The sequence below is a fragment of the Ensifer adhaerens genome (assembly GCF_013283195.1).
Lineage (GTDB): Bacteria > Pseudomonadota > Alphaproteobacteria > Rhizobiales > Rhizobiaceae > Ensifer > Ensifer adhaerens_G.
Genome location: NZ_JABEKT010000001.1, coordinates 3,234,117 through 3,260,295 on the forward strand (window position 1 = coordinate 3,234,117; position 26,179 = coordinate 3,260,295).

At 63.4% G+C, this 26,179-nt stretch carries 24 protein-coding genes; 14 read left to right on the forward strand and 10 right to left on the reverse strand.

Translation table 11 applies throughout. From position 1 onward, the window contains the following. The first annotated feature begins 27 nt into the window (after window positions 1-27). Window positions 28-765, forward strand: a complete 738-nt coding sequence (gene msrA, locus LPJGGPFB_RS15395; RefSeq protein ID WP_173420699.1) for a peptide-methionine (S)-S-oxide reductase MsrA — start codon at window positions 28-30, stop codon at window positions 763-765. Window positions 766-829: 64 nt separating this feature from the next. Here msrA and LPJGGPFB_RS15400 read toward each other — a convergent pair whose 3' ends face one another. Continuing rightward, window positions 830-1,753: an alpha/beta hydrolase gene (locus LPJGGPFB_RS15400; protein ID WP_427858112.1), complete on the reverse strand. Its 924-nt coding sequence runs from the start codon at window positions 1,751-1,753 to the stop codon at window positions 830-832. Window positions 1,754-1,913: 160 nt separating this feature from the next. On the opposite strand from LPJGGPFB_RS15400, the gene LPJGGPFB_RS15405 reads away from it, so the two are divergent. From LPJGGPFB_RS15405 to LPJGGPFB_RS15450, 10 genes are all read left to right on the forward strand, one after another. Next, a complete protein-coding gene (locus LPJGGPFB_RS15405; protein ID WP_173420700.1) occupies window positions 1,914-2,822 on the forward strand; it encodes a LysR family transcriptional regulator in 909 nt (302 codons plus the stop codon). 203 nt (window positions 2,823-3,025) lie between these two features. Next, window positions 3,026-4,186: an ABC transporter substrate-binding protein gene (locus LPJGGPFB_RS15410; RefSeq protein ID WP_173420701.1), complete on the forward strand. Its 1,161-nt coding sequence runs from the start codon at window positions 3,026-3,028 to the stop codon at window positions 4,184-4,186. A gap of 188 nt (window positions 4,187-4,374) precedes the next feature. Then, a complete protein-coding gene (locus LPJGGPFB_RS15415; protein WP_173420702.1) occupies window positions 4,375-5,373 on the forward strand; it encodes an ABC transporter ATP-binding protein in 999 nt (332 codons plus the stop codon). Next, on the forward strand, window positions 5,370-6,320 hold the full coding sequence (locus LPJGGPFB_RS15420) for an ABC transporter permease (RefSeq protein ID WP_173420703.1): 951 nt from the start codon (window positions 5,370-5,372) through the stop codon (window positions 6,318-6,320). Before LPJGGPFB_RS15415 ends, LPJGGPFB_RS15420 begins: the two co-directional genes overlap by 4 nt. Beyond that, a complete protein-coding gene (locus LPJGGPFB_RS15425) occupies window positions 6,310-7,122 on the forward strand; it encodes an ABC transporter permease (RefSeq protein ID WP_173420704.1) in 813 nt (270 codons plus the stop codon). The genes LPJGGPFB_RS15420 and LPJGGPFB_RS15425 overlap by 11 nt, the downstream gene beginning before the upstream one ends. Before the next feature lie 25 nt (window positions 7,123-7,147). After that, window positions 7,148-8,575, forward strand: a complete 1,428-nt coding sequence (locus tag LPJGGPFB_RS15430) for a gamma-aminobutyraldehyde dehydrogenase (protein ID WP_173420705.1) — start codon at window positions 7,148-7,150, stop codon at window positions 8,573-8,575. 75 nt (window positions 8,576-8,650) lie between these two features. After that, the gene (locus LPJGGPFB_RS15435) at window positions 8,651-9,142 is read left to right on the forward strand and encodes an ester cyclase (RefSeq protein ID WP_173420706.1); all 492 of its coding nucleotides are present in this window, start codon (window positions 8,651-8,653) and stop codon (window positions 9,140-9,142) included. Between the two features lie 230 nt (window positions 9,143-9,372). Beyond that, window positions 9,373-10,128, forward strand: coding sequence for a siderophore-iron reductase FhuF (fhuF, locus tag LPJGGPFB_RS15440; RefSeq protein WP_173420707.1), 756 nt, complete (start codon window positions 9,373-9,375; stop codon window positions 10,126-10,128). Between the two features lie 16 nt (window positions 10,129-10,144). Next, window positions 10,145-11,275 (forward strand): ABC transporter substrate-binding protein, encoded by a 1,131-nt coding sequence (locus LPJGGPFB_RS15445; protein WP_282438127.1) that lies wholly within the window; start codon window positions 10,145-10,147, stop codon window positions 11,273-11,275. Between the two features lie 159 nt (window positions 11,276-11,434). Beyond that, window positions 11,435-11,956, forward strand: a complete 522-nt coding sequence (locus tag LPJGGPFB_RS15450; RefSeq protein ID WP_173420709.1) for a DUF3426 domain-containing protein — start codon at window positions 11,435-11,437, stop codon at window positions 11,954-11,956. Between the two features lie 24 nt (window positions 11,957-11,980). Here LPJGGPFB_RS15450 and LPJGGPFB_RS15455 read toward each other — a convergent pair whose 3' ends face one another. Further along, window positions 11,981-12,565, reverse strand: a complete 585-nt coding sequence (locus LPJGGPFB_RS15455; RefSeq protein ID WP_173420710.1) for a cysteine hydrolase family protein — start codon at window positions 12,563-12,565, stop codon at window positions 11,981-11,983. A gap of 124 nt (window positions 12,566-12,689) precedes the next feature. Here LPJGGPFB_RS15455 and LPJGGPFB_RS15460 point away from each other — a divergent pair, with 124 nt between their 5' ends. Next, on the forward strand, window positions 12,690-13,124 hold the full coding sequence (locus tag LPJGGPFB_RS15460) for an Lrp/AsnC family transcriptional regulator (protein ID WP_234902909.1): 435 nt from the start codon (window positions 12,690-12,692) through the stop codon (window positions 13,122-13,124). Between the two features lie 156 nt (window positions 13,125-13,280). Here LPJGGPFB_RS15460 and LPJGGPFB_RS15465 read toward each other — a convergent pair whose 3' ends face one another. The 3 genes from LPJGGPFB_RS15465 to LPJGGPFB_RS15475 all read right to left on the reverse strand — a co-directional run bounded on the left by LPJGGPFB_RS15465 (window position 13,281) and on the right by LPJGGPFB_RS15475 (window position 19,724). Then, window positions 13,281-14,564 (reverse strand): aromatic ring-hydroxylating oxygenase subunit alpha, encoded by a 1,284-nt coding sequence (locus tag LPJGGPFB_RS15465; protein WP_173420712.1) that lies wholly within the window; start codon window positions 14,562-14,564, stop codon window positions 13,281-13,283. 268 nt (window positions 14,565-14,832) lie between these two features. Next, on the reverse strand, window positions 14,833-17,280 hold the full coding sequence (locus tag LPJGGPFB_RS15470; protein WP_173420713.1) for a GcvT family protein: 2,448 nt from the start codon (window positions 17,278-17,280) through the stop codon (window positions 14,833-14,835). Beyond that, window positions 17,277-19,724: a GcvT family protein gene (locus LPJGGPFB_RS15475; protein WP_173420714.1), complete on the reverse strand. Its 2,448-nt coding sequence runs from the start codon at window positions 19,722-19,724 to the stop codon at window positions 17,277-17,279. The genes LPJGGPFB_RS15470 and LPJGGPFB_RS15475 overlap by 4 nt, the downstream gene beginning before the upstream one ends. A 128-nt stretch (window positions 19,725-19,852) precedes the next feature. Between LPJGGPFB_RS15475 and LPJGGPFB_RS15480 the strand changes: the two genes are divergently transcribed. Further along, window positions 19,853-20,719 (forward strand): LysR family transcriptional regulator, encoded by an 867-nt coding sequence (locus tag LPJGGPFB_RS15480; RefSeq protein ID WP_173420715.1) that lies wholly within the window; start codon window positions 19,853-19,855, stop codon window positions 20,717-20,719. A 2-nt stretch (window positions 20,720-20,721) separates the two neighbouring features. Here the strand turns inward: LPJGGPFB_RS15480 and LPJGGPFB_RS15485 are convergent, their stop codons facing one another. The 4 genes from LPJGGPFB_RS15485 to LPJGGPFB_RS15500 all read right to left on the reverse strand — a co-directional run bounded on the left by LPJGGPFB_RS15485 (window position 20,722) and on the right by LPJGGPFB_RS15500 (window position 23,334). Further along, the gene (locus LPJGGPFB_RS15485; protein WP_234902819.1) at window positions 20,722-21,393 is read right to left on the reverse strand and encodes an amino acid ABC transporter permease; all 672 of its coding nucleotides are present in this window, start codon (window positions 21,391-21,393) and stop codon (window positions 20,722-20,724) included. A gap of 83 nt (window positions 21,394-21,476) precedes the next feature. After that, window positions 21,477-22,292, reverse strand: a complete 816-nt coding sequence (locus LPJGGPFB_RS15490) for a transporter substrate-binding domain-containing protein (RefSeq protein ID WP_173420716.1) — start codon at window positions 22,290-22,292, stop codon at window positions 21,477-21,479. A gap of 15 nt (window positions 22,293-22,307) precedes the next feature. Next, window positions 22,308-22,607 (reverse strand): GYD domain-containing protein, encoded by a 300-nt coding sequence (locus LPJGGPFB_RS15495; protein ID WP_173420717.1) that lies wholly within the window; start codon window positions 22,605-22,607, stop codon window positions 22,308-22,310. A 61-nt stretch (window positions 22,608-22,668) separates the two neighbouring features. Beyond that, window positions 22,669-23,334, reverse strand: a complete 666-nt coding sequence (locus LPJGGPFB_RS15500; RefSeq protein WP_173420718.1) for a cysteine hydrolase family protein — start codon at window positions 23,332-23,334, stop codon at window positions 22,669-22,671. 149 nt (window positions 23,335-23,483) lie between these two features. Here LPJGGPFB_RS15500 and LPJGGPFB_RS15505 point away from each other — a divergent pair, with 149 nt between their 5' ends. Continuing rightward, window positions 23,484-24,374, forward strand: a complete 891-nt coding sequence (locus tag LPJGGPFB_RS15505; RefSeq protein WP_173420719.1) for a LysR substrate-binding domain-containing protein — start codon at window positions 23,484-23,486, stop codon at window positions 24,372-24,374. Window positions 24,375-24,386: 12 nt separating this feature from the next. Here LPJGGPFB_RS15505 and LPJGGPFB_RS15510 read toward each other — a convergent pair whose 3' ends face one another. Further along, entirely contained in the window at window positions 24,387-26,078 is a 1,692-nt protein-coding gene (locus tag LPJGGPFB_RS15510; RefSeq protein ID WP_173420720.1) for an alpha/beta-hydrolase family protein, read from the reverse strand. Between the last annotated feature and the right edge of the window lie 101 nt (window positions 26,079-26,179).

The following is a 26,179-nucleotide window of genomic DNA, read 5'->3' on the forward strand; positions in this document are numbered from 1 at the left end:
GCCCGACCGCGGCAGAGGAACCCACCGATGTTTGCAAAACCCGACAGTCAGCCACGCACTGTGAAGGCCGGCCGACGCTTGCAATGGATTGCCCGCGCATTCGCACTCAGTGCCACGATTTCCGGCGCATCGATGGCAAGAGCCGCCGAACCGGCCATATCCATTCCGCCGCCGTCACTCGACGAAAAAACCGCCAGCGGACCGGAGACGGCGGTGTTTGCCGGCGGCTGCTTCTGGGGCGTCCAGGGTGTGTTCCAGCATGTGAAGGGTGTGAGCAAAGCCGTCTCCGGCTACGCCGGCGGCAGCCGCGACACAGCATCCTACGAGGCCGTCAGCAATGGTGATACCGGCCATGCGGAGTCGGTGGAAGTGACCTACGACCCGAGCAAGGTCAGCTATGGCAAGCTGCTGCAGATCTTCTTCTCTGTCGGCCACAACCCGACGCAGCTGAATTATCAGGGGCCTGATCACGGCACGCAGTATCGCTCGGCCCTGTTCGTCACCACGCCGGAGCAGAAGAAGATCGCCGAGGCCTATATCGCCGAACTCGGCAAATCCGGCGCGTTCCCGGCCGCGATCGTCACCGAGATTTCGCCGCTCAAAGGCTTCTATGCCGCCGAGGCCTATCACCAGGATTTCCTGACGCGCAATCCGACCTACCCCTACATCGTCTATAACGACATGCCGAAGATCGAGAACCTGCACAAACTGTTCCCGCAGAGCTTCCGCACCAATCCAGCGCTGGTGTTCAAGGCGAAGAGCTAGCCCGACCCAGAAAGAACCGAGGCGCACTGAAGCCGGATTTACGCATCCATCAGGACCGAAACGTTCATCTGGTTCCAACAAGAACGGCAATACCGCCGGCCAGACGGCGAAAGCCTTCGCGCGCACCCTCGCTCATGTGCCGGGCGCGAAGCCAGGCATGGATCATCTGCGGCTCTTCGCGAAAGGTGACGTTGACGCCAGCCATCGCGAGCCGTGCAGCATAGATGCGGGCGTCGTCGCGCAACGGATCGAAGAACGCGCCGGTGATATAGGTCGGCGGCAGACCCGAAAGATCCGTCTCCGCCAGCGGTGCTGCAAACGGATTATCGGCCGGCGCCTGCAGTATGTCCCGGTAGTACTTCGTATCGGCCGTCGTCAGCCCCGGCGCTTCGGACATCTCGATATAGGAGCCGGAAACGAGATCGCCGCCAAGACCGGGATAGATCAATGCCTGCCCGACGATACCGGGCAGTCCGTCTGCCCGTGCCTTGAGCACAATGCCCGCCGCCAGATTTCCGCCGGCGCTGTCGCCGGCAACGACAACAGGACGGCCATCCGCGAGCAGGGCCTGAAGCACCGCGTAGCAATCCTCGAAGGCAGCCGGCCAGACATGGTCCGGCGCCAGGCGGTAATCGACACTGACGAGTTCGGCGTGAGCGAAATCGGCAAGTTCGGCGCAGATGGCATCATGGCTGTCGAGCGAGCCGACGACGAAGCCCCCGCCGTGAATGTAGTAGATCCGGGTGTCGGTAGAGACCGTCGCCGGCCGGTAGCGCCGGATCGGGATGCGGTCCTCGACAAGCGCATCCTCGCGCGTCAGGCCTTCGGGCGATGGCGCGTCGAACTCGGCGCAGAGCGCATCGTACCACTTGCGCTGCTGTTCGATCGACGCATCCACCGCATCGGCGGGATAGAAGGCTTCGCAGCGGCGATGGAAGGCGAGGATGCCCTCTTCCGTCGGCATCGGTTTCAATACGCCCTGATCCAAAGTCCGCCTCCCTGATCTTACCGGCGCAAGTCTAGCATCGGCCGGCCCGCCTTCTGTCCGGAAACCGACATCATCCGGAAAATCCCGCCGCAGTTGCATTGTCGGGGACGATCTCGTGGCCGCGCTTGCAACCGCGCCTTCACAGCGATTAACTGCGCGGATGGCCTTCACCTTCAGACAGTTGCAGTATTTTGTCGCCGTCGCCGAGCAAGGCTCGATCACCCGCGCGGCCCAGAACCTGTCGATCTCGCAATCCTCGATCACCGAGGCGATCAAGGAGCTTGAAGGCGACCTCGGCGTCGAACTGTTCGACCGACATCCACGCGGCCTCTCGATCACCCACAATGGCCACCAGTTTCTGCGGCACGCGACAAAAATCCTGTCCAATGTCTCCGACGCAAGGCGCAGCTTTTCCGACAGCCGCGAGGAGACGGGCGGCAAGCTCAATCTCGGCGTCACATCGCTGGTGGCCGGCTACGTGCTGTCGGACCTGCTCGCGCGCTATCGCCGCGCCTGCCCCGGCGTCGATGTCAGTGCCATCGAGGACAACGGCTCCTATCTCGAACATCTCTTGATCGGCGGTGAACTCGACGTCGCCGTCATGGTCATCTCCAACCTGCGCGACCGAATGGCGCTGCAGGCCGAGATCCTGGAAACCTCGCCCTACCGCCTCTGGCTGCCGATCGGCCATCCGCTGGTTAGCGCCGACATCATCTCGATCAGCGATATTGCCAAGGAGCCGCTGATCATGCTGACGGTCGACGAAATCGAGGAGAACACCGGCAAGCTCTTGTCGGCGCTCGGCGCGCGGCCGCATGTCGCCTTCCGCACCCGATCGGTGGAGGCCGTGCGCAGCCTGGTGGCGACAGGCGCGGGCATCGCCCTTCTGCCCGACCTCGTCTACCGCCCATGGTCTCTTGAAGGCGACCGCATCGAGAGCCGCGACGTCTCGGGCGCCCTTCCCGTCGTCCAGGTCGGCATGGTCTGGCGCAAGGGCTCCAGCCTGCCGCAATCGGCACGCGATTTCGTCGGTATCGCCGAAGCTCTGCGCAGCGCCCGTCCACGCTAAAAATCCGAAACAGGTCAAAAATACACAGAAAACCATGAGGATGCGTCACCACGGATGAGTGCGCTCCTGTTCACTCACGTTGATATATCGGAAAAACCGATAGCGGCATTCTGATTAATGAATTTGCGAATGCGGAGAAATCAAGGCACGCTTCAACCTGGGAACGAAGCCGTAAAATGCGGCTCAAAACTGGGAGAATTCAGATGAAGCAGATCCTGAAATCCTGCACTGCGCTGACGCTGTCGCTCGGCCTCGTGGCGCCTGCCTTGGCGCAGGAACCGCTGAAGGAACTGGGCAAGGGCGAAGGCGAACTGTCGATCGTTGCATGGGCCGGCTATATCGAGCGCGGCGAGACCGACAAGAACTACGACTGGGTCACCGATTTCGAAAAGCAGACCGGCTGCAAGGTCTCGGTCAAGACGGCCGCCACCTCGGACGAAATGGTCGCGCTGATGAACGAGGGCGGCTTCGACCTCGTCACCGCCTCGGGCGACGCCTCGATGCGCCTCGTCGCCGGCAAGCGCGTCCAGCCTGTTAACACCGATCTCATCCCCAGCTGGAAGACCATCGACGAGCGCATGCAGAGCGCGCCTTGGCACACGGTCAACGGCGTTCACTACGGCACCCCCTATGTCTGGGGTCCGAACGTGTTGATGTACAACAAGGACGCCTTCAAGGGCGAAGCGCCGAAGAGCTGGAACGTCGTCTTCGAGGAAATGACCCTGCCTGACGGCAAGTCCAACAAGGGCCGCGTCCAGGCCTATGACGGCCCGATCCACGTGGCGGATGCCGCCAACTACCTGATGAAGCACAAGCCGGAACTCGGCATCAAGGATCCCTACGAACTGAACGAAGACCAGTACAAGGCAGCGCTCGAGCTGCTGCGCACCCAGCGCACGCTCGTGGGTCGCTACTGGCACGACGCGATGATCCAGATCGACGATTTCAAGAACGAAGGCGTCGTCGCCTCCGGCTCCTGGCCATTCCAGGTCAACCTGATGGAAGCCGAAAAGCTGCCGATCGCCTCGACCATTCCGGAAGAAGGCGTGACCGGATGGGCCGACACCACCATGCTGCACGCCGAAAGCGCCCATCCGAACTGCGCCTATATGTGGATGGAACATTCGCTTTCGCCCAAGGTCCAGGGTGACGTCTCCGCCTGGTTCGGCGCCAACCCTTCAGTCGGCGCGGCCTGCAAGGGCAACGAGCTTCTGACCGACGCCGGCTGCAAGACCAACGGCTACGAGGACTTCGAGAAGGTCAAGTTCTGGAAGACGCCGGTGACGAAGTGCGCAAGCCAGGGCGAATGCGTGCCCTACCACCGTTGGGTCTCTGACTACATCGGCGTCATCGGCGGCCGCTGAGCCTCAGCCGCATCGCAAGCATTAGCCCCTCACCCTGACCCTCTCCCCGCTCGCGGGGAGAGGGAACGCCCCCGGCAAACCCGCCGGATGAGCTTTGGGCGAGACGCCGACCGCACATCCCCTTCTCCCCGCGAGCGGGGAGAAGGTCGCGGCAGCGGGATGAGGGGCTGGAATCCTGGAGCAATTTGATGTCCACCGCCGTTCTTTTCGACAATGTTTCCCGCCACTTCGGCGCTGTGCGCGCCGTCGATGGCGTGAACCTCGAGATCGCCGAGGGCGAATTCTTCGCCATGCTCGGCCCCTCGGGCTCGGGCAAGACCACGTGTCTCCGCCTGATGGCCGGCTTCGAGCAGCCGACCGGCGGCCATATCGAAATCTTCGGCGAGACGGCCGAGGGCGTGCCGCCCTATCGCCGTAGCGTCAACACCGTCTTCCAGGACTATGCGCTGTTCCCGCATCTCTCGATCCTCGACAACGTCGCCTATGGGCTGATGGTCAAGGGCGTCGGCCGTGAAGAGCGTCGCAAGGCAGCCGAAGACGCGCTCGCCATGGTCAAGCTGCCGAACTATGGCAGCCGCCGCCCCGGCCAGCTTTCCGGCGGCCAGCGCCAGCGCGTGGCGCTCGCCCGCGCCCTCGTCAACAAACCGAAGGTACTGCTCCTCGACGAGCCGCTCGGCGCGCTCGACCTCAAGCTGCGCGAGCAGATGCAGGAAGAGTTGAAGACCCTGCAGAAATCGCTCGGCATCACCTTCGTGTTCGTCACTCACGACCAGGGTGAAGCGCTGTCGATGGCCGACCGCATTGCCGTCTTCAACGATGGCCGCATCCAGCAGCTCGGTAGCCCGGAAGAAGTCTACAAGCAGCCGAAGACCCGGTTCGTTGCCGATTTCGTCGGCTCGTCGAACGTGCTGCCGGCAAAGCTCTGCCAGAAGCTTGGCGTCAGATCCGCCTATGCCAGCCTTCGCCCCGAGGCGATCGCGCTGTCGGCCCCGGGCGAAGGCGCACTCAGCCTCAACGGTACCGTCTCCGCCCATAGTTTCCTTGGCGCAGTCAACCGCGTCGTCGTCGATGTCGATGGCGCGCGCATCGCGGTCGCAAGCCCGGCCGCACTTGCCGTGCCCAAGGTCGGCAGCCCCGTCACCATCAGCTTTGCGGCGCATGAGTTGCACCCGATGGAGGACGCATGACCGCCGTCACTGAAAATATCGTCCTGCCGGACCGCCGCGGCCCAGCGGGCCGGCTGTCGGACTTCTTCTGGAAGCATCCGCACGTATTGCTCACCGTCCTGCTGGCGCCGCCGCTTCTGTGGCTCGGCGTCGTCTATGTCGGCTCGCTCTTTGCCCTGCTGCTGCAGAGCTTCTTCTCGATCGACGACTTTTCCGGCCTGATCAATTACGAGTTCACCTTCGCCACCTACCGCCAGCTGCTCAGCGAAACCAACCTCGATATCATCCTGCGCACCGTGTCGATGGCGGCCATCGTCACCATCGCCTCCGCGCTCATCGCCTTCCCGATCGCCTACTACGCCGCGCGCTACGCGCAAGGCAAATGGAAGGTGCTGTTCTATCTCGGCGTCATGCTGCCGCTCTGGTCGAGCTACCTCGTCAAGATCTATGCGTGGAAGCTCATTCTCGCCAAGGAAGGCATCGTCACCTGGTTCCTGGGAAAGCTGCATCTGCAGTGGCTGCTCGACGCCTGGCTCTCGCTTCCCGTCGTCGGCGGCAACTCGCTCTCCGTCAGCTACACCGGCACTTTCATCGTCTTCGTCTATGTCTGGCTGCCGTTCATGATCCTGCCGATCCAGGCAGCGCTGGAACGCGTGCCCGGCAACCTGATCGAGGCTTCGTCCGATCTCGGCGGCACGCCGGCACAAACCTTCCGCCACGTGCTTTTCCCCCTGGCGCTTCCCGGCATCGTCGCCGGTTCGATCTTCACCTTTTCGCTGACGCTCGGCGATTACATCATTCCGCAGATCATCGGCTCGTCCCGGCTGTTCATCGGCCAGGCGGTCTATGCCCAGCAGGGCACGGCCGGCAACATTCCGCTTGCCGCCGCCTTCACCGTCGTGCCGATCGTCATCATGGGCGCCTATCTCTTCGTCGCCAAACGCATGGGGGCCTTCGATGCGCTCTGAACGCAACCGCTCCCCTCTCGGCCTCAAGATCGCCGCTGCCGCCGGCCTTGCTTTCATGCATGTGCCGATCCTGCTGATCTTCCTCTACGCCTTCACCACGGAGGAAAAGAGCTACCAGTTCCCGCCGCCGGGCCTGACGACGCAATGGTTCGCGGTTGCCTGGAACCGGCCGGATGTCTGGGCGGCGCTGACGCTGTCGGTCAAGGTCGCCTCGATCGCGACCGCCGTCGCCCTGGTGCTCGGCACGCTCTGTGCCGCCGCCGTCAGCCAGACGCGCTTCTTCGGCCGCGAGACGATCTCGCTCCTGGTCATCCTGCCGATCGCGCTGCCCGGCATCATCACTGGCATCGCGCTCCGCTCGGCCTTTTCCATGGCGGAGATCCCGTTTTCGTTCTGGACGATCGTGCTCGGCCACGCGACCTTCTGCATCGTCGTCGTCTACAACAATGCGGTCGCCCGCTTCCGCCGCATCTCCGGCTCGCTGATCGAGGCGTCTATGGATCTCGGCGCCGACGGTTTCCAGACCTTCCGCTACATCATCCTGCCGAACATTGGCACGGCACTTCTCGCCGGCGGCATGCTCGCCTTCGCGCTGTCCTTCGACGAGGTGATCGTCACCACCTTTACCGCCGGCCAACAGTCGACGCTGCCGATCTGGATGCTCGAAGAGCTCATCCGCCCGCGCCAGCGACCGGTGACCAACGTGGTCGCCATGATCGTGGTGCTGGTCACCTTCCTGCCGATCCTCGGCGCCTACTACCTGACCCGCGACGGCGACCAGATCGCCGGCGCCGGCAAATGAACAAGACTTTCAAGGGAGAACAGACATGGACACCCAGCTTTTGATCGGATCGCGTTTCGAGGCCGGCACCGAAGCCGAGGAGCTTATCCTCAACCCGCGCACCGGCGCGAAGATCATCGATCTCGCCGAAGCCTCGCACATGCAGGTCGAGGCGGCCGTCGACGCGGCGGAACGCGCCTTCATTTCCTGGTCGATGACGACGCCGGGCGAACGCTCCGGCTACCTCTTGAAGATCGCCGACGCGATCGAAAGGAACGCCGACGATTTCGCGGCGCTCGAAGCGCTGAACTGCGGCAAGCCGATCAATGCGGTAAGGAATGACGAACTGCCTGCGATCGTCGACTGCTGGCGCTTCTTTGCCGGCGCCATCCGCAACCTGCATGCGCCGACGGCAGGCGAATACCTCCCGGGGCACACGTCCATGGTCCGCCGCGATCCGGTCGGCATCGTCGGCTCGATCGCGCCCTGGAACTATCCGCTGATGATGATGGCCTGGAAACTGGCGCCGGCGATTGCCGGTGGCAACACCGTCGTCTTCAAGCCGTCGGAACAGACGCCGCTGACGGCGCTGAAACTCGCCCGCCTTCTCGCCGACATCCTGCCGGAAGGCGTGGTCAACGTCGTCACCGGCCGTGGCGAAACCGTCGGCAATGCGCTCATCAACCACCCGAAGATCGCCATGGTCTCGATCACCGGCGACATCGCCACCGGCAAGAAGGTGCTGACGGCCGCCGCCAAGACAGTGAAGCGCACCCATCTGGAACTCGGCGGCAAGGCGCCCGTCATCGTCTATGACGACGCCGACCTCGAAGCGGTCGTGGGCGGCATCCGCACCTTCGGCTACTACAATGCCGGCCAGGATTGCACCGCCGCCTGCCGCATCTATGCCGAGGCCGGCATCTACGAAAAGCTCGTCGCCGACCTCAGCTCGGCCGTCTCCACTATCCGCTACAATCTTGCCGACGACACCGAAAACGAGATCGGCCCGCTGATCTCGCGCCGCCAGCGCGACCGGGTCGCGAGCTTCGTCGAGCGTGCCGCCGACCAAAAGCACATCGAAATCACCACCGGCGGTGCGCCCGGCAGCGCCGATGGCTTCTTCTTCCAGCCGACGGTGATCGCCGGTGCAACCCAGGAGGACGAGATCGTCCGGCGTGAGGTGTTCGGCCCGGTTGTCTCCGTCACCCGCTTCACCGGCAAGGACGATGCCGTCGCCTGGGCCAATGACAGCGATTACGGCCTTGCCTCCTCTGTCTGGACCAAGGACATCTCCAAGGCGATGAACGCCGCATCGCGCCTGCAATATGGCTGCACCTGGATCAACACCCACTTCATGCTGACCAACGAGATGCCGCATGGCGGCGTCAAGCAGTCTGGCTACGGCAAGGACATGTCCGTCTATGCGCTGGAGGACTACACTGCGGTGCGCCACATCATGATCAACCACGGCTAGGAGTTAAGGGCGTGGCGCGGCCTTCGCTCAGGCAGCGCCCGCCCCCTCAGGCCACCACAAACGGGAGGAAATACCATGTACCGCCGCCAACTGCTTGTTGCTGCAGGTGCTCTGGGTCTGAGCGCCGTTCTGCAGGTGCCCTCAGGCTTTGCCGCCGATGCGGCGCCTGATGTCGTCAAAGCCTATGTCGCAGCGTGGAACGCCCATGATGCGAGCAAGGCCGCATCCTACTTCGCCGATGACGTCACCTATTACGACGCATCCGTCGGCAAGCCGGTCAACGGGAAGGACGCCGCCAAGACCGGCGTCATCGACAACTTTCTCAATGCAGCTCCGGATGCCGTCTGGGCCATGAAGGGTGATCCTATCGCCGCCGGCGACAAGGTCTCCTTCGAATGGGAGTTCTCCGGCACCAATTCGGGCGCCTGGGCCGATGGCACGGCCGCAACCGGCAAGGCCTTCAAGTTCACCGGCGCCTCGGTGTTCACGGTCAAGGACGGCAAGATCGCCGCACAGAACGACTATTACGATGCGCTCGGCTTCTACAAACAGCTCGGCCTGCTGTAACCGAGAACAAAACCGGCCACTGGCAAACCGCGAGTGAAGGCTTGCGGTTCTTCCCGAGCATCGAAACATGGTCGCAAATCATAAAATGACTTGCGCCTGAAGAAATCATGAGTAACACGATCACCTTATGAGTTTCTGACCGTTGCTCAGAAGGTGTATCGCATGCTTGCAACAAGGTTCGCTGCTTCAGCCGGGCGCCCGGTTGTGTCTCGCTCGCGTAAGGTGATGCGATGACGGCTGCCGCGTCCGAAGCGATCATGGAGACGGGCGGCACCAAGGTGCTCTCGTCCGCCTTTTCCGGGCCACATGCCTGGTGCAACGAGAAGATGATGCTGTCGGGCGATCTTTCCGACGGCATCGCGCTGCCGGAGTTCTTCGCCTCCGGCGCCTTTGACCGCGCGCTCGACACCTACGCCGAGAAGTCAGGGGGAACAGACCGCCGCGCGGTCGCCTCCATGTGGTCGCTCTACTATTTCTCGGCGCTGACCATCCCCTACCTCGTCGCCCGCGTGCTCGATCATCAGGTGCTGCCGGTCGCCTTCAACCGCATGAAGGTGGCGCTGGCAGACGATGGCCTGCCGCGCGCCTTTGGCGTTGACGATGCCGGCGACTGGCAGGCGGGTGATGACGACGACGTCTTTGCCACCCTGGCGCCGCTGATGGGCGAGCACCTGCGCGAGGTCGTCGGCTATCTCAAGTCGAGCGGCGGCATCGCCCCGAAACTCGCCTGGAACAACGCGCTCGTATACATCGACTATGCCCTGCGCGCTGCCGGCGTCGAGCCGCTTCATGCCCAGGCTGAAGCCTTGATTGGCAGCAAATCCCTGCCCGACGGCTCTCCCAATCCCTTCTTCGATTGCCTGCGCCACGAGGAAGAGGACGGCGCGCGCGTGTGCCGACGCAAGATCTGCTGCCTGCGTTACCTGCTTCCGGGCGTGCGCAGCTGCGGCAGCCTCTGCGCCCTCCCCAGCCAACGGAATCAATAGTTTGCTTCATCTCGCTTTGCGGTCCGCGGTCCGGATTATACTGGCCCTCCTCGTCACCATCCCGCTTTTCGCCATGGCCGCACGGGCCGAAGGCAAATGGCCGATGACAGTGAAGGACGCAGCCGGGCGCGAGGTGACGATCTCAGCGCCGCCAAAGGCGATCCTGCTCGGTAGCGGCTTTAACCTCGTCGCCCTGTCGCTCATCCACCCAGATCCCGTCAGCCTGCTCGCCGGCTGGTCCGGCGACATGAAGGGTGCCAATCCCGAGATCTACGAGAGCTTCCGCCAGAAATTCCCGGCGATATCAGACGTGCCACTGATCGATGACGGCACGATTCCGGGCCTGTCTTACGAAACAGTGCTGACGCTGAAGGCTGACCTCGCAATCCTCGCCAACTGGCAGGCCGACAACGAGCCGGGCCAGCGCGCCATCGACTATCTCACCAGCACCGGCGTGCCTGTCATCGTCGTCGATTTCAACAGCGATCCGCTCAAGACCACGCCCGACATGATGCGGCTTCTCGGCCGGATCCTGGAGCGCGACGAGCAGGCGGAAGCTTTCGCCCGCTTTTACGAAGACAAGCTGGCGCTCATCCGCTCCAGAGTCGCCGCCAAGCCCGAGCCGCGACCGAGCGTGCTGATGGATGCCTTCCCGAAGCCCGACCAGTGCTGCTGGGCCTATGGCGTCGGCGGCCTCGGCGAGTTCCTGACGATCGCCGGCGGCCGCAACATCGCCGAAGGCGCGCTGCCGCGCCCGGGCGGCACAGTGAGCGCCGAAGCCGTCATCGCCGCAAATCCGGACGTCTACATTGCCACTTCGTCTCCCGGTGGAACCTACAGCAGCTTCTCGATCGGCCCCGGCGTTGCCAGGGATGAGGCCGAACAGACGCTGGCCGCTGCGGTCAAGGCGCCGGTCCTTACCGGTATCGCAGCGGTCGAGAGCGGCCGCGTCCATGGCATCTGGAACTTCTTCAACGCCATCCCGCTCAACATCGTCGCTGCCGAAGCCTTCGCCCATTGGTTGCGCCCCGACATCTTTGCCGATCTCGACCCGGAAAAGAGCCTCGCTGAGATCAACGAACGCTTTGCCGCCGTGCCCTTCGAAGGCACCTATACCGTCAGCCTGGGCGCCGATACGCCGCGTTAGAGACCCCGCGAAACCCAACACAATTGCAATGGCAGCAAGGGGTTGGCGAAAAGACGTGCGATCCAGACCAGGAAATGCCGAAGGCGTGACCTTCGAGCGCGCCCGGCGATGTTGCCACCCGCTCCGCACCCTATATAAGGGTTGATAAGGAGGAGCTTCATGCTTTGGTTGGTAGCGTTGGTTGGCGTGGCGATCGTGTATCTGGCGGCGCGTTTCAGCCGCTTTCGCCGGTGGGCAGAGCCCATCCTCTCTGTCGCGGTCGCAATCGCCCTGCTTTCCGCCTTCATCGTCTGGATCAGCGACCGTGGTGAGCGCAAGGCTCCGGCATCCGAACCGGTGGCGACAGCTCCGGCGGTTCCCGCGGCCCAGAACATCAGCCTCGACGGTATGACGTTCGAGCAGAGCCAACCGGAGCGAAGCTTTCGCCTGCGCGGCACCGTCACCAACAACGGCGCCACGCCGCTCGAGTATTTCCGGCTGTCGGTGACGCTTGAGGATTGCCCTCAGGACGCCTGCCAAAAGATCGGCGACGACAGCGCGCTTGTTCTGTCCCGCGTGCCCGTCGGCCAGGCAAGACCGTTCGAGACCTTCCTCACCTTTCCAAGCCGCGAGGGCGAGAGCCTGACGACGCCGAAATGGACCTACCAGGTGATGGAAGTCCGCGGCGCCGCCAGCAAGTAGGCCTCAGCCAGCGTTGCGATCCCCTCAGGCCGCCGATGCCAGCCGCAGGGCGGAGACGAGCTCGGCTGTCGTCGTCACTTCGGCGAACTCAGCCCGCAATGTCGCGACATGCGCCCGGTGGATATCCCGCGCCGGGATCGTGCCACCAGCACCATCCGGCTGGTCGAAGCAGTCGCAGGCATCCTCCACCAGGATCACCCGGTAGCCGAGATTGGCGCCGACCCTGACCGAAGTCGACACGCACATGTCCGTCGAGATGCCGAAAAGCACCACCGTATCGGCGCCGAGCCGCCGCAGGCGCAGATCGAGGTCGGTGCCGATGAAGGCGGCGTTGACGCTCTTGCTGACCAGAGGCTCGTCGCCAACGGGCGCAAAGCCCGGACGGGGTGCATTGCCGGCCGCACCCCGCGCAAGCGTCGAGCCCGGCGCGACGCTGTCGTGGCGCACGTGGATGATCGGCCGGCGGGCGCCGCGCCAGGCGGCAAGCAACGCGCGCCCATTTTCATCGACCGTATCGTTCCAGCGCGGCGGCCAGGGAGCGACATCGAACGCCTGCTGCATGTCGATCGGGATAAGCACGGCATTGTCGGGAAGTAGCTGTTTGGTCATGGCTAACGCTCCTTTGGTTGCCTGAGGAAGCTAGCTGCCCTATCGTCCGGTTTCACTGGACAAGATGACGTTCAACTGGACGATCTTCCGGCTGAATGACCAAGAGGACGACACATTGACAGAAATGGATGAGAAGGACCGGTTGCTGGTCGCAGCGCTTCGACAGGATTCGCGCCAGAGCCTGGTGGCGCTTGCCCGCCATGCCGGCCTGTCGCGCAGTGCTGCCCATGAGCGCCTGCGCCGGCTGGAAACGAAGGGCGTGATTGCCGGCTACACCATTCGCTTGGGGATCGAGGACAAGGCACCGGTGGTGCGGGCGCTGATCGCCGTCTCCTTCCAGCCCGGAAAGAACTGCGACCACATCGTGCCGCATCTGGCCGGCATGCCGCCGGTTGTCAGCTGCTGGTCGCTCGCCGGCGAAACCGACCTGATGCTGCTGATCGAATGTGCGTCCAACGGCGACCTCGACACCATCCGCCGCCAGATTTCACTGATCTCGGGCGTGGCCACGGTGCAGACCCATGTGGCGCTGCGCACTCATTTCGACCGACGGGAGTGATCGCGCACTGGCGCACCACGACGGCGGGCACTGTTCCGGCCTCAATCCGCCGCTGGGCCATGGAGCCTCATTCCTGTGCTCGTCACAGAAATCCAGCGACGGCGCGTCCGCGCCGTCAGCCATAGGCTTCGCCAAGCCGCAGTGTTCGAATGTCTCTCACACCGCCGCAGCGGCAACACTCCCACCCTGCGCAGCTGCCGACGACACAAGGGTCGGCCGGCTGATCTCGTCCAGATACCAGTTGATGTATCTGAGCTCGTTCTGCTCCATCGGCGCGATCGGCCCCGGCACGAAATAGTGCGAGCGCACGCCGCGCGAGGTGTGTTCGATGATCGTCTTGTCCTCGTCCGTCGTCACCGTCCACAGCCAGATGAGCCTTTCGAGGTCGTAGTCCCGCCCCGCCTCGGCCTTGCCGTCGACGAGCCAGATCAGCTCCATCTCGCAGGTGCCTGCCGTCTTCGGAATGAAGCGGTAGATCATGCCGTGGTCGGGGTAGCAGACGAGGAACGTCGTGCCACCGAGATGGATGGACGTGACGCCGCCGTCGAAATCGCTGAAGCGGCCCATCAGGGTGCTGAGCGGCTGGCCGTCCTTGCTGCCGGTCTTGACGCCATCATAGAGCGCGTAGCGGAAGGCATGCACCGTCTCCTTGCCGCCGGCCGAGGACTGCCAGTGATCGCCGGAGCCGACCTCGATACCGAGAGCGCAGGTGCGCGCTTCCATCTTGGCATTCAGCTCCTCGATCATGTGCAGCGGCTGTTCCAGCGCATGCGTCTCGGAATATTCCGGATGGGCCGGGCCGCAATGGTAACACTCGACATAGTTCTCGACTGCGAGCTTCCAGTTGGCATCGACGGGATAGGATTGCCGGTGCGCGACCTTGGCCTCCGCCCAGCCATACTGGCCGCAGGTAGCGTGCAAGAGGTTCTCGACCTCGGAGAAGTCGAGCGGCTGTTCGGCAAAGGAGATGAAGATCAGACCTTCGACCACGCGCACATGCAGCTTCTTCAGCCCATGGTCCTCGCGCTTGAAATCCTTGGGCATCAGCCGCGCCGCCTTCAGCGCGCCGTCGTTGCCATAGGTCCAGGCGTGATAGGGACAGACGAAGGCGCGGGCATTGCCCTTGTCCTTGGTGCAGACCTCGGCGCCGCGATGGCGGCAGACATTCAGCATCGCATGGATCGCGCCGGTAGCGGTGCGGGTGACGATCACCTGCTCTGAGGCCATGCGAAAGACTTCGAAATCATTGGGGTTTGGGATCACGCTTTCATGCGCGACGCAGTGCCAGTGGCGGCGAAACACCCGCTCAAGATCGCGCTCGTAGATCTCCTCGTCATGGTAGAAGGCGCGGACGAGCCCATGACCCGGCCGATGCGCCGCCACCAGCTGATCGATGCGGTCGCCCGCGACGGTGGTATTGGAAAGGTCCGATGCGAACATGGGCCTGTACTCCCGAAAGATGGACCGGAAGAACCGCGTTCCGGCGCGCGTATTTTCGTTGTGCCTCGAAAAGCCCCTCATCCGCCTGCCGGCACCTTCTCCCCGCAGGCGGGGCGAAGGGACATCGCAGCACCCACTCGTTCCCCAAAACCATTTGCGACTCCGCCATTTCGACGACTGCCATCGTATGGCAAGCGTGCCGCATTCTCGTCCCCTCGCCCCGCCTGCGGGGAGAGGGATAGGGTGTGGGGCAACTCCAAGCGCGAGTTCACATCCGCACCCGCTCCGCCCGCGGGTCGTACATCGCCTTCAGCGACGCCTCGGCCTTCACCCGCGTGCCGGCGATCTCGATCTCGAAGCTGGAGCCAAGCACATCGGCGTCGCTCTCGCCCTCCGACGGCACGTAGCCAAGGCCGATCGCGCCGCCGAGATGGTGGCCGTAATTGCCCGAGGTGATGGTGCCGACGATCTTGCCGTCGCGCACGATCGCCTCGTTGTGGAAGAGCAGCGGCTCCGGATCGGCGAGGCGAAACTGCACCAGCCGGCGCGACAGCCCACGATTGTGTTTGGCAAGCACCGCCTCGCGTCCGATGAAATCGCCCTTGTCGGTTTTGACCGCAAAGCCGAGCCCGGCTTCGAGCACGTGGTCCTCGTCGGTGATATCGTGACCGAAATGCCGGAAGGCCTTTTCGATGCGGCAACTGTCAAGCGTGTGGATGCCGCAGAGCTTCAGCCCGAGATCCTGCCCCGCCGCCTCCAGCGCCTCGAACACATGCGCCGTCTGGTCGGTGGAGACATAAAGCTCCCAGCCGAGTTCGCCGACATAGGTGACGCGGTGGGCACGGGCGAGCCCCATGCCGATCTCGATCTCGCGCGCCGTACCGAAGGGATGCGCGGCATTCGAGAAATCGTTCGGGCTCACCTTTTGCAGAAGGTCGCGCGATTTCGGCCCCATGACGCAGAGCACGCTTTCGCCGGCACCGACATCGGTGATGACGACGAACTCGTCGCGCACATGCTTGCGCAGCCAGGCGAGATCGCGTTGCAGCGTGGCGCCAGGCACGACGAGCAGGAAGGCGGTCTCCGAGAGACGCGTGACCGTCAGGTCGCTTTCGATGCCGCCGCGGCCGTTGAGCATCTGGGTGTAGACGATGCGGCCGGCCTCGACATTCATCTCGTTGGCGCAGAGCCTCTGCAGGAAGGAAAGCGCGTCGCGCCCCTCCACCCGGATCTTGCCGAAGGAGGTCATGTCGAACAGACCGACGCGCTCACGCACCGCCAGGTGCTCGGCCTTCTGGTTCTCGAACCAGTTCTGCCGTTTCCAGGAATAGCGGTATTCGCGCTCCTGGCCGTCATTGGCAAACCAGTTTGCCCGCTCCCAGCCTGCGACTTCGCCGAAGACGGCACCGCGGGCTTTCAGGTGCTCGTGCAGCGGCGAGCGCCGCACGCCGCGGGCCGTCGCCATCTGGCGATAGGGGAAATGATCGGCATAGAGCAGGCCGAGCGTCTCGGAGACCCTGTCCTTGAGATAGGCGCGGTTCTTCTGGAACGGCTGCGCTCGGCGGATATCCACCTCCCAGAGATCGAAGGGCGGCTCGCCGTCGTTCATCCATTGAGCCAGCGCCATGCCCGCCCCGCCGGAAGAAACGATGCCGATCGAGTTGTAGCCGGCAGCAACCCAGTAGCCTTTCACCTCCGGCGCCTCGCCGAGATAGTAGCGATCGTCGGGCGTAAAGCTCTCCGGGCCATTGAAGAAGGTATGGATCCCCGCCGTCTCCAGCATCGGCATGCGATTGACCGCCATTTCGAGGATCGGCGAGAAGTGGTCGAAATCATCGGGCAACTGGTCGAAGCAGAAGTCCTCGCGGATACCGTCCATGCCCCAGGGCTTCGCCTTGAGTTCGAAGGCGCCGACCAGCATCTTGCCGGCATCCTCCTTGTAATAGGTGCACTCGTCCGGCACCCGCAGCACCGGCAAGCGGGTCAAGTTGGGGATCGCCTCGGTGACGATGTAGAAATGCTCGCAGGCATGCAGCGGCACGGTCACACCGGATTGCCGCGCGAACTCGCGGCCCCACATGCCCGCGCAGTTGACGACATAATCGGTCTCGATCGTGTAGGTCTCGCCGTTCTGCTCGCAGGTGACCCCGGTCACCCGTCCATCCTTCTTCAAGACGGCCGTCACCTTGACGCCCTCGATGATAGTTGCGCCGTTCTGCCGCGCGCCCTTGGCAAGCGCCATGGCGATATTGGCCGGGTCGCACTGGCCGTCGAGCGGCAGGTGCACGGCCGCCTTCACGTCCGAGGTGTTGAGGTGTGGATACATCGCCTTCACCTCGTCGGGCGTGATTTCACGCACGTCGACATTGAAGGCGCGCGCCAGCGACGCCTGACGGTAGATTTCTTCCTTGCGTTCCTCCGTCAGCGCCACGGTGATCGAGCCGTTCTGGCGCATGCCGGTGGAAATGCCGGTTTCGGCCTCAAGCTTGACGTAGAGGTCGGCGGAATATTTCGCGAGCCGCGTCATGTTCTGCGAGGCGCGCAGCTGGCCGATCAGGCCGGCCGCATGCCAGGTGGTGCCCGACGTCAGCTGCTTGCGCTCAAGCAGCACCACGTCGGTCCAGCCGAGCTTGGCGAGGTGATAGGCGACGGAACAGCCGGAGACGCCGCCGCCGATGATGACGGCCCGGGCTTTCGAGGGGATGGGCTTGGTCATGCGCGCAGTCTTTCATTGGAGGGATCCCAGAGCGGCTGGTCGGCCTCGACCGTCGCCTTGAAGCGGTCGCCGAAGATCTCGACCTCGATCTCGTTGCCGGGTACGGCGAGATCGGCCCTGAGCATGCCGAGCGCGATCGACTTGCCGACGCGGTAGCCCCAGTTGCCCGAGGTGGTCTCGCCGACCACCTGGCCGTCCGACCAGAGCGTCGACATGTAGGGCGCATCGCAGCCGTCGGCGGCGACCGTCAAGGTGACGAAGCGCTTGGAAACGCCCTGCTGCTTCTCCCGCTCCAGCGCCGCCTTGCCCTTGAAGCCCGGCTTTGCCCAGTCGACGAAGCGCTCGAGCCCGCCCTGCAGGATGGTGTAGTCGGTGGAGAGATCGCCCTTCCAGGCGCGGTAGCCTTTCTCGATGCGCAGGCTGTCGAGCGCCTCCATGCCGAAGGGTTTCAGGCCATGCTTCTCGCCGGCCGCCCACACTGCGTCGAAGATCGTTGCCGTGTCCTCGACCTTCGTATGGATCTCCCAGCCGAGTTCACCGGCAAAGGAGACGCGCACCAGCTGGCAATAACGCCCGGCGATTTGCGCCGTCTGGTGCGTGAGCCACCCCTTGGCGAGATCCGCGTCGCTGACCTCTGCGAGGATGTCGCGCGATTTCGGCCCCGTCAGGATCTGGCAGCTGAATTGCGTGGTGACGTCGTCGAGCGTGAAGGCGGCATCTGCCGGCAGGTGCTTTTGCAGCCACTCGAGATCGTGCCACTGCGCCGTTGCCGCCGTGATCAGGAAGAAGAAATCCTCGTCCAGCATCATGACCGACATTTCGGTGACGATGCGTCCCTTGTCGTCGGAGAAATAGGCAAGACCGATGCGGCCGGGCTTCGGCACGCGGCCGGTGATCAGGCCTGAGAGCCACTCGGTCGCGCCCTTGCCCTTCACCCTGAAGCGCGAGAAGCCCGGCAGGTCGAGGATGCCTGCCGCATCGCGCACGGCGAGACACTCCTCCTCGATGCGTTTGGCCCAGGGCCCTGCCCGCCCCCAGGTCTGGGTCGCCTCCTCGGACGTGTCGTCGCCCGGTTTGGCGTACCACATCGCCCGTTCCCAGCCGTTATAGGGCTGGAACTGCGCGCCGAGTGCTGCAATCCGGTCGTGGATCGGGGACAGCTTCTTGCCGCGACCCGCCGCCCAGTAATGTTTGGGGAAGTGCATCGCATATTCGTGGCCGTAGATCTCCATGCCCTTGGCGATGCAATAATCCTGGTCGGTATAGTCGGTGTAGCGGCGCGGGTCGCAGGACCACATGTCCCACTCGGTCTGGCCCTCGGTGATCCATTCGGCGAGCACCTTGCCGGCACCACCCGCCTGGCAGATGCCGAAGGTGAAGACGCAGGCCTCAAACGCATTGGGCACGCCGGGCATCGGCCCGATCAGCGGATTGCCGTCAGGCGCGTAGGGGATCGGGCCGTTGATGATCCGCGACAGCCCGGCGGTTCCGAGGATCGGCACGCGCTCGACGGCGTCGTTCAGGTACCATTCCAGCCGATCGAGATCGTCGGGGAAGAGCTGGAACGAAAAGTCTTCCGGCATCGGGTCGTCGGGCGTGACCCAGTGGGCGCGACAGTTGCGCTCATAAGGCCCGAGGTTCATGCCGTTTTTCTCCTGGCGGAGATAGTAGGAGCTGTCGACGTCGCGCAAGAGCGGCAGCTTGTGGCCGGCTTCCTTCGACCAGGCGGCGAGCTCCGGGATCTCGTCGAACAGGATATACTGATGGCTCATCACCATCATCGGCACGTCGCGGCCGAACATCTTGCCGACCTCGCGGGCGTAGTAGCCGGCGGCATTGACGACGTATTCGCAGCGGATCTCGCCCTGTGGCGTGGTGATCACCCACTCGTCGTTTTCGCGGCGCGCCGCCGTGACGGGACAGAAGCGGATGATCTTTGCGCCCATGTCGCGCGCGCCCTTGGCCAGCGCCTGCGTCAGCTGCGCCGGATCGATATCGCCGTCATAGGGGTCGTAGAGCGCACCAGTCAGGTCATGCGTTTCGAGGAACGGGTAGCGGCTGCGCATTTCGTCCGGCGACAGGATATCGAGGTCCATGCCCTGGTAGCGGCCCATGCCGACGACGCGCTTGAACTCCTGCAGCCTCTCCTTGGAGTGACCAAGCCGGATCGAGCCGGTGACATGATAGTTCATCGGATAATCGACGAGCGCGCCGAGATCGCGATAGAGCGACGCGGAATAGCGCTGCATGTTCATGATCGACCAGGACGACGAAAACGTCGGCACGTTGCCGGCCGCATGCCAGGTCGAGCCGGCCGTCAGCTCGTTCTTTTCCAGAAGCACGCAGTCGGTCCAGCCGGCCTTGGCAAGATGGTAGAGCGAGGAAGCGCCGATCGCTCCCCCACCGATGATCACGACACGCGCGTGAGACGGCAAATTCGACATGCACTGTTCCCTCGTTTTGCCGGAATTCTTGCCGGTGAAACGAGGCGCCATCAAGCGACGGAAACAGGCTTTATTGATCGATGAATTCGATTAGATTGGACGGACCTTCGAAACCGGACGCAATGCCGATGCAAGTGGATCTGATCGAGACGTTCCTGGACCTGATGGAGACCCGCTCCTTCAACCGCACCGCCGAGCGGCTAAACATCACCCAGTCCACCGTGTCCCATCGGGTCAAGGCGCTGGAGGGCCAGTTCAACCGCAAGCTCTTCACCCGTAACAAGGGCGGGACCGTGCCGACGGCCGCAGGCCTCAGGTTTCTGGATTACGCAAAAGCCCTGCAAAACCAGTGGCATGAGGCAACACGCGCGGTCACCAGTGCCGGCGCGCTGGAGCGCTCGATGCGGCTCGGCATCCAGCACGATCTCGCCGAAGCCTTTGCCGGCGAATGGCTATCTGCCATCCGGCTGGAGCTGCCGACCACCGAATTTTACATGGAGGCGGATTACTCCAACCAGATGAACCGGGATCTCGGCGCCGGCGATCTCGACCTCGCTTTGCTCTACACCCCGCATTACCTGCCCGATCTTCACTACGAAAGGATCGGCGATGTGCATTACGTGATGGTCGGCACCGATTCCGCCTCGCTAGCCGATATCAAGGTCGAGACCTATATCCAGGCAATCTATTCGCCGGCCTTCGATCGTGCCCACCGGCTCGCCTTGCCGCATCTCTCCGCAGCGCCGGTGGCGACCGGCCAGAACATGGCAATCACCATGCTGCTGCATTCCCTCGGTGGTGCCGCCTATGTCACCGCGGCAACGGCCGATCGGCTCGTCCAGTCCGGCCGAGCAAAGCTCGTCGCCGATGCGCCGGTGATCCCGCAGTCGATCTATGCCGCCACCAGCCTTCGCACCCGCCACGCGCACCAGCACCGCAAGATCATCGGCGCGATGCAGGCTCTGCTTTCCGCAGGAAGTGAGGCCCTGGGCTGAAGCTAGGCCATGCGGCGCTGGATCAAGCGCTGCAGGACCATCAGGATGGAGACGATCGCCAGATAATAGACGAGCGCTGCCGAATACCATTCGACGAAGCGGAAGCTTGAGGCGATCGCGTCGTTGACGACGGCCATGATCTCTCGCATCGAGATGACGTAGGCAAGCGAGGTCAGCTTGATCAGGTTGATGAACTCGTTGACGAGCACCGGCATGACGATGCGCAGGGCCTGCGGCAGGACGACGAGGAAAAAGGTCTGCATCCGGTTGAGCCCGAGGGCGCGGGCCGCATCCGTCTGCCCCTGGCCGATCGCTGCCAGTGCCCCGCGCATCGCCTCCGCCATATAGGCGGTGGTGACCAGCGTGAAGGCGATGAAGGCGGCGGCAAAAGGCGTGTACCAGGGCGCCCGCGTCAGGCCGGGAAAGAGCTGCGGCGCACCGTTCCAGACGATCAGCAGCACGAGGATCAGCGGGGCCGAGCGAAACAGCCAGACATAGATCTGGGCCGCCGTGCGGCGCACCGCCGCCATCGAGTTGAGCGCGACGGCGAGCGGCAGGCAGAGCAGGAACGAGGCGGCCTGAACCAGGATGGAGAGCAGGATCGCGATCGCCGCCCCCTGCAGCATGACCGGCATGGTCAGGGCATCGAAAAACAGTTTGGTGTCGAAGTTCATGCCCTGCCCGCTTCCTTGGATTAAGTTAGCGCGGGATGCGGGCGGCAAACCGCGCACACTTTTCCTCATCCCGCTCTCCAGCATCAACGATCGTAATCGACGTCGAACAGCGCCGGGTCGAGGCCATATTTCTTGGCGATGCCGCTGAAGAAGCCCTGTTCCTTCAAAGTCTTGAGCCCCGCCTTGACCGCGGCAGCATCGCTGCCTTCGCGCCTGGAGTAGATTCCGTAGGTGAAATCCGACGCCCAGGTATAGGGGAGCTGCAGCGCCCCGTCGGAGCGCGAGGCGCGATAGGCGCCCTCGGCCTCTTCGGTCATCGTCGCATCGACGCGGCCGACGAGAACCTGCTGGTAGGCCGCCTGTTGGGTCGGATATTCCTGCACCTCGACCGGCGGCTGGCCCTTGGCGGCGAGCGCCTTGTTCAGGGGCTCGATCCGCTCCTGCTTGTAGTAGGCGCCGGCTTCGAGCGCGATCACCTTGCCGCTCAGATCCTCCGGCACCTTGATGGTGTCGGTGCCGGCCTTGGTCACCATTGCGGTCGCCGATTTCATGTAGGATACGCCGTCATAAGTCTCGCGGCGCTTGGCGTTGATGTAGATGCCGCTGATGATCACGTCGCAGCGCCCGGCGCCGAGCGTCGGCAACAGCCCGGCAAATTCCGTGACCGTATAGCCGACCTTGGCGTTCCAGAGGCCGGCAAGCGCCTCGACGATCTCGATATCGATGCCGGTCGGCTTTGGATCGGCCGGGCTCTCCTTGAAGGTCAGCGGCGGAAAGGCAGCGGTGGTGCACACGCCGATGTCGCCATCGGCGGCAAAGGCTGGTACTTCCGCATGGGCAAGCCCCGCCGACAGCAGAATGGTCCAGAGAAGGGTTGCATGCGATGCCAGTCTGATCATCTGTATTCCCCTCGATTAGGTTGGTGAAACACGCCCGACGATGTCGCCATAGGCCTGGCTGTCGAAGGCGGGAAGGATAAGCGGGTCGACGAACCCGTCGCGCCGCGCCGTCAGCACGTATTGCATCATCGACGCATTGTCGGGCATCTCGAAAACCTGGACGAAGTCGTAGGTTCCGAGCGTGGCGTAGAAGGCGACCGAGCGGCCGCCGAGCGCAGAAACGCGGTCTTCGCTGACCTTGCGCCGCGCGCCGCTGTCGGCAAGTTCGGCCAGTCCCTTGGCCGTCAGTCTCATCAGCGAGATATATCTTTGCATGGGGCATCATTCCGTTGAAACGGTTGGCAGAACGCTTTGAAATGGGAGTGTGCTGTCGGCGTTAGCCGCTGGCTTTGGCCAGACCGGCGATGACGGCGTCGCTGGTCGAAACCGTGCCGAAAATGCCGTTCTCGATCGAGATCATGTTGATCGCCGCCTCATGCGCCCATTGCTCGCCACTGGCGCAGCAATCAGAGATCGTCAGGCACTGGAAATTGCGATCGCAGGCTTCGCGCAGCGTCGTGTGGACGCAGACATCGGTGGTGCAGCCGGTAAAGAGCATATGGGTGATGCCCCGCGCCCGCAGCACATGCTCAAGATCCGTATAGGTGAACGAGCTGTTGCAGGTCTTGTCGATGATGACGTCTGTGTCGGCGACATCGAGTTCCGGCAGCAGCTGGAAGCCGGGGCTCGAGCGCAGCAGCACCTGCGTATTCTCGAGGCCCGAACGCTTTCGCCGCCATATTTCGTAAGGCGTCATATCGGCGAGGTCGGCACGGTAGCCCTGCCGTGTATGGATGATCAGGCAGCCGGCCTTACGCGCCGCCGATATCACCCGGTTGACCGCCGGCACGATGGCGGCGAGCGGCGCCGGATCGTAGCCCATCGAAGCGAAGTATCCATCGGGCGAACAGAAGTCGATCTGAAGGTCGATCACCATCAGCGCGGTCTGTGACGGAACCAGCCTGCCGTCATAAGGAAAATCAAATGGTTGCGCTGCAATCATGGTCTTACTCCCTCTCTCCGATCCGATTCATAGGAGTAAAAATCGATTGGGAATAGCGATTTTTTATGCTTGATATTGTCTAGTTTAACTAAACAATTATCGATGACGCAAACGCATCGATCGACTGCAAATCAGGGCTTGGAGCTAAAATGAAAGCGCTGCATTTCCTGCCCTATCTCAGGGTCTTCGAAGCCGTTGCCCGGATCGGATCAGTGCGCCAGGCAGCAGATGAACTCGGCCTCAGCCCCGGAGCCGTATCGCTGCAGCTGCGCAGGCTTTCTGAAACGACGGGCCTGACGCTTCTGGAAAAATCGGGGCGCAATATCCGCCTGACCGCAGCCGGGCGTGATTTTGCCCAGACCGTTTCCCACGCCATCGGCAATCTCGCCATCGCCGTTGAAAACAATGCGGAACGTCAGCTCGAAAACCACCAGACGAAGCTTACGGTCGCCTTGCCCCCGGCCCTGGCAATCGCCTGGATGGCGAGCCTGCTGGTGCAATTCGCCGATGCGCGCGGAGTCAGTGATCTCGCCATGCGCAGCTGTATCCGCGCAAGCGACGTGCAATGGGACGATGTCGACCTGGCCGTGGTCTACGACAATCCGCCCTTCAACGGGCTTTGGTGGCAGGTGGTCAGCGACGTGAAGCTCAGGACGATTTGCTCGCCGCTTCTTTTCCCGCGGCTGGAAGGGTCGCACCGCGACCGGAAGCTGCGCGACGTCACCTTGCTGCATGAGGACGACGGCCGGGAATGGACGCGCTGGTCGGCCGCCGCGCGCATATCGCTTGAAGGCAGCCGCAGCGTCCGGGTGCCTTCAGTCGCCGTCGCGGTGGCGTCCGCCCTACAGGGACAGGGCATGGCTCTCGTCTCGGATGTGCTGACCCGTTCTTATCTGCAAGAGGGCCGGCTGATCCAGCCGTTTCCGACGGCGATACCCGCATCGGCAGGCTACTACCTGCTCTGCCCGACGGAGAAGGCCGAGGCGCCGCTGATCCAGGCGCTTGCCCATCAGATCGCCGCCCATCTGCGCGGTGACTGACATGGCCGGCTTTCAGTAGCGCCCCTTGAGCAGCGCCTTCAGCCGCGTCGCGTCATCAGTCGTCACCCCAGGCGGATCGACCACGTCCATCCACGCATCGATGTAATGTTCCGGCGCATAGACATGGCCGTAGCCGATCGGCGTCGTCGTACCCGTCGCCGCGTCGGCCAAAAGCTGGAACATCGTTACCACAGGGAACCATCTAAGGTCGGGCGAGACGTCATGGCCACGCGGCGCCTTCATCCAGTCCGGCTCGCGATAGAAGGAAAGCGGATCGAAGAAGGTGATCGGGTCGCTGGCATATTGCAGGTAGACGATGCGGACATTACCCCATACCGCGCCGGGGATATCCAGCGCATTCTTCTGGCCGGTGAAGCGGATCACCGAACCGTCGCGATAGCGCGGCAGCCACTCCGGAGAGCCCGGATTTCGGGCCGCCGTCACCGAAAGCCAGGTCCGCGTCGGGAACGGCGTGCCGACCCAGAGAGCGCCCTGGAATGGGTCGCTGATGATGTCGAACAGGTCGACCGAGCCCTGCGAGTTCATCGAGCCGAGACTGAGGCCGTAGAGGTAGAGGCGCGGACGTTTGTCCTTGGGCAGCGTCGTCCAGTAACCGTAGACGGCGTCGAACAAGGCATTGGCAGTCTCGCCGCCATATTCCGGCTCGACCAGAAGCGACAACCAGCTCGCCAGATAAGAATACTGCACCGCGACACTCGCGACGTCGCCCTTCAAGAGATACTCGACAGAATCGATGCCCGGCGGATCGACCCAGCCGGTGCCTGTCGGCACGACGATCATCAGGTTGGACCGCTCGAACCCGCCGACACGCTTCAGTTCTTCGAGCGCCAGCTTGGCCCGTTCCTTCGCCGTCTCGGCCGAATTGAGCCCGGCATAGACGCGCAAGGGCTCCTTCACCTCACCACTGAAGACGGCGCCGATATCCCGGGCGCTTGGCCCCGAGGCGATGAACTGGCGCCCCTGCCGGCCGAGTTCGTCCCAGGTCATAAGCGACGCGCCGCTGCCCGTCTTCAGCGGGTCGCTCGGCGGCGCCACATCAGGGTCGATCAGCGCATCGAGCCTCCGGAAGGAGCTGTCGGCCGCATGCAGAGCGAAGCGGAAGATCACCCCGTCGGTCGCCGACCAAAAGAGAGCGATGGCCGCGGCAATAGCCGTGACCTTTGCCAGCGGCCGCGTCAGCACATACTCGAAGCGCCCGGCAAGAAAGCGGAATGTCAGCCGGAACAGGCGTGCCAGCAACACGATGAGGATGAAGACGACAGCGGCGATGAGGCCAAGCTTGAACGGCTCGGCGCTCTCGACGGGATCGAGCCCCATGAGGCTGCGCACGGTATTCTGCCATTCCGCCGCCCGCCAAAGAAAGGTCAGCGCAAAAATTGCGCAGCCGAGGGCCGCCGCAATCTTGAGGAACAGGCCAGTCTTCGACCGTACGTCCGGCAGTTCGAGATAGGACCAGAGCCAGCGCAGGAACACGCCGATGGCATAGCCGGCAGACAGCGAAAGGCCTGAGATCAACGCCTGAATGACATAGGGCCGCGGGATCAGGCTCGGCGTCAGAGACGCGGCGAAGAACAGCACTGCGACGATGAGCCCCGTCGTCGACAACGACGCCCAAAGCCCGGACACGAAACGTGGAACGGGCCACCTCGTCCTGCGCAGGCCTATCTCTTCAAGGTGATCCACCGGCAGGCTCCTTGTTGTCAGTCGTTCGTCAAGAGCGCCATTCGGGTTGGCGCGGTGCCCGATTGATAGCCGCCAGCCGCAGCAGCGACCACCTCGCGTCG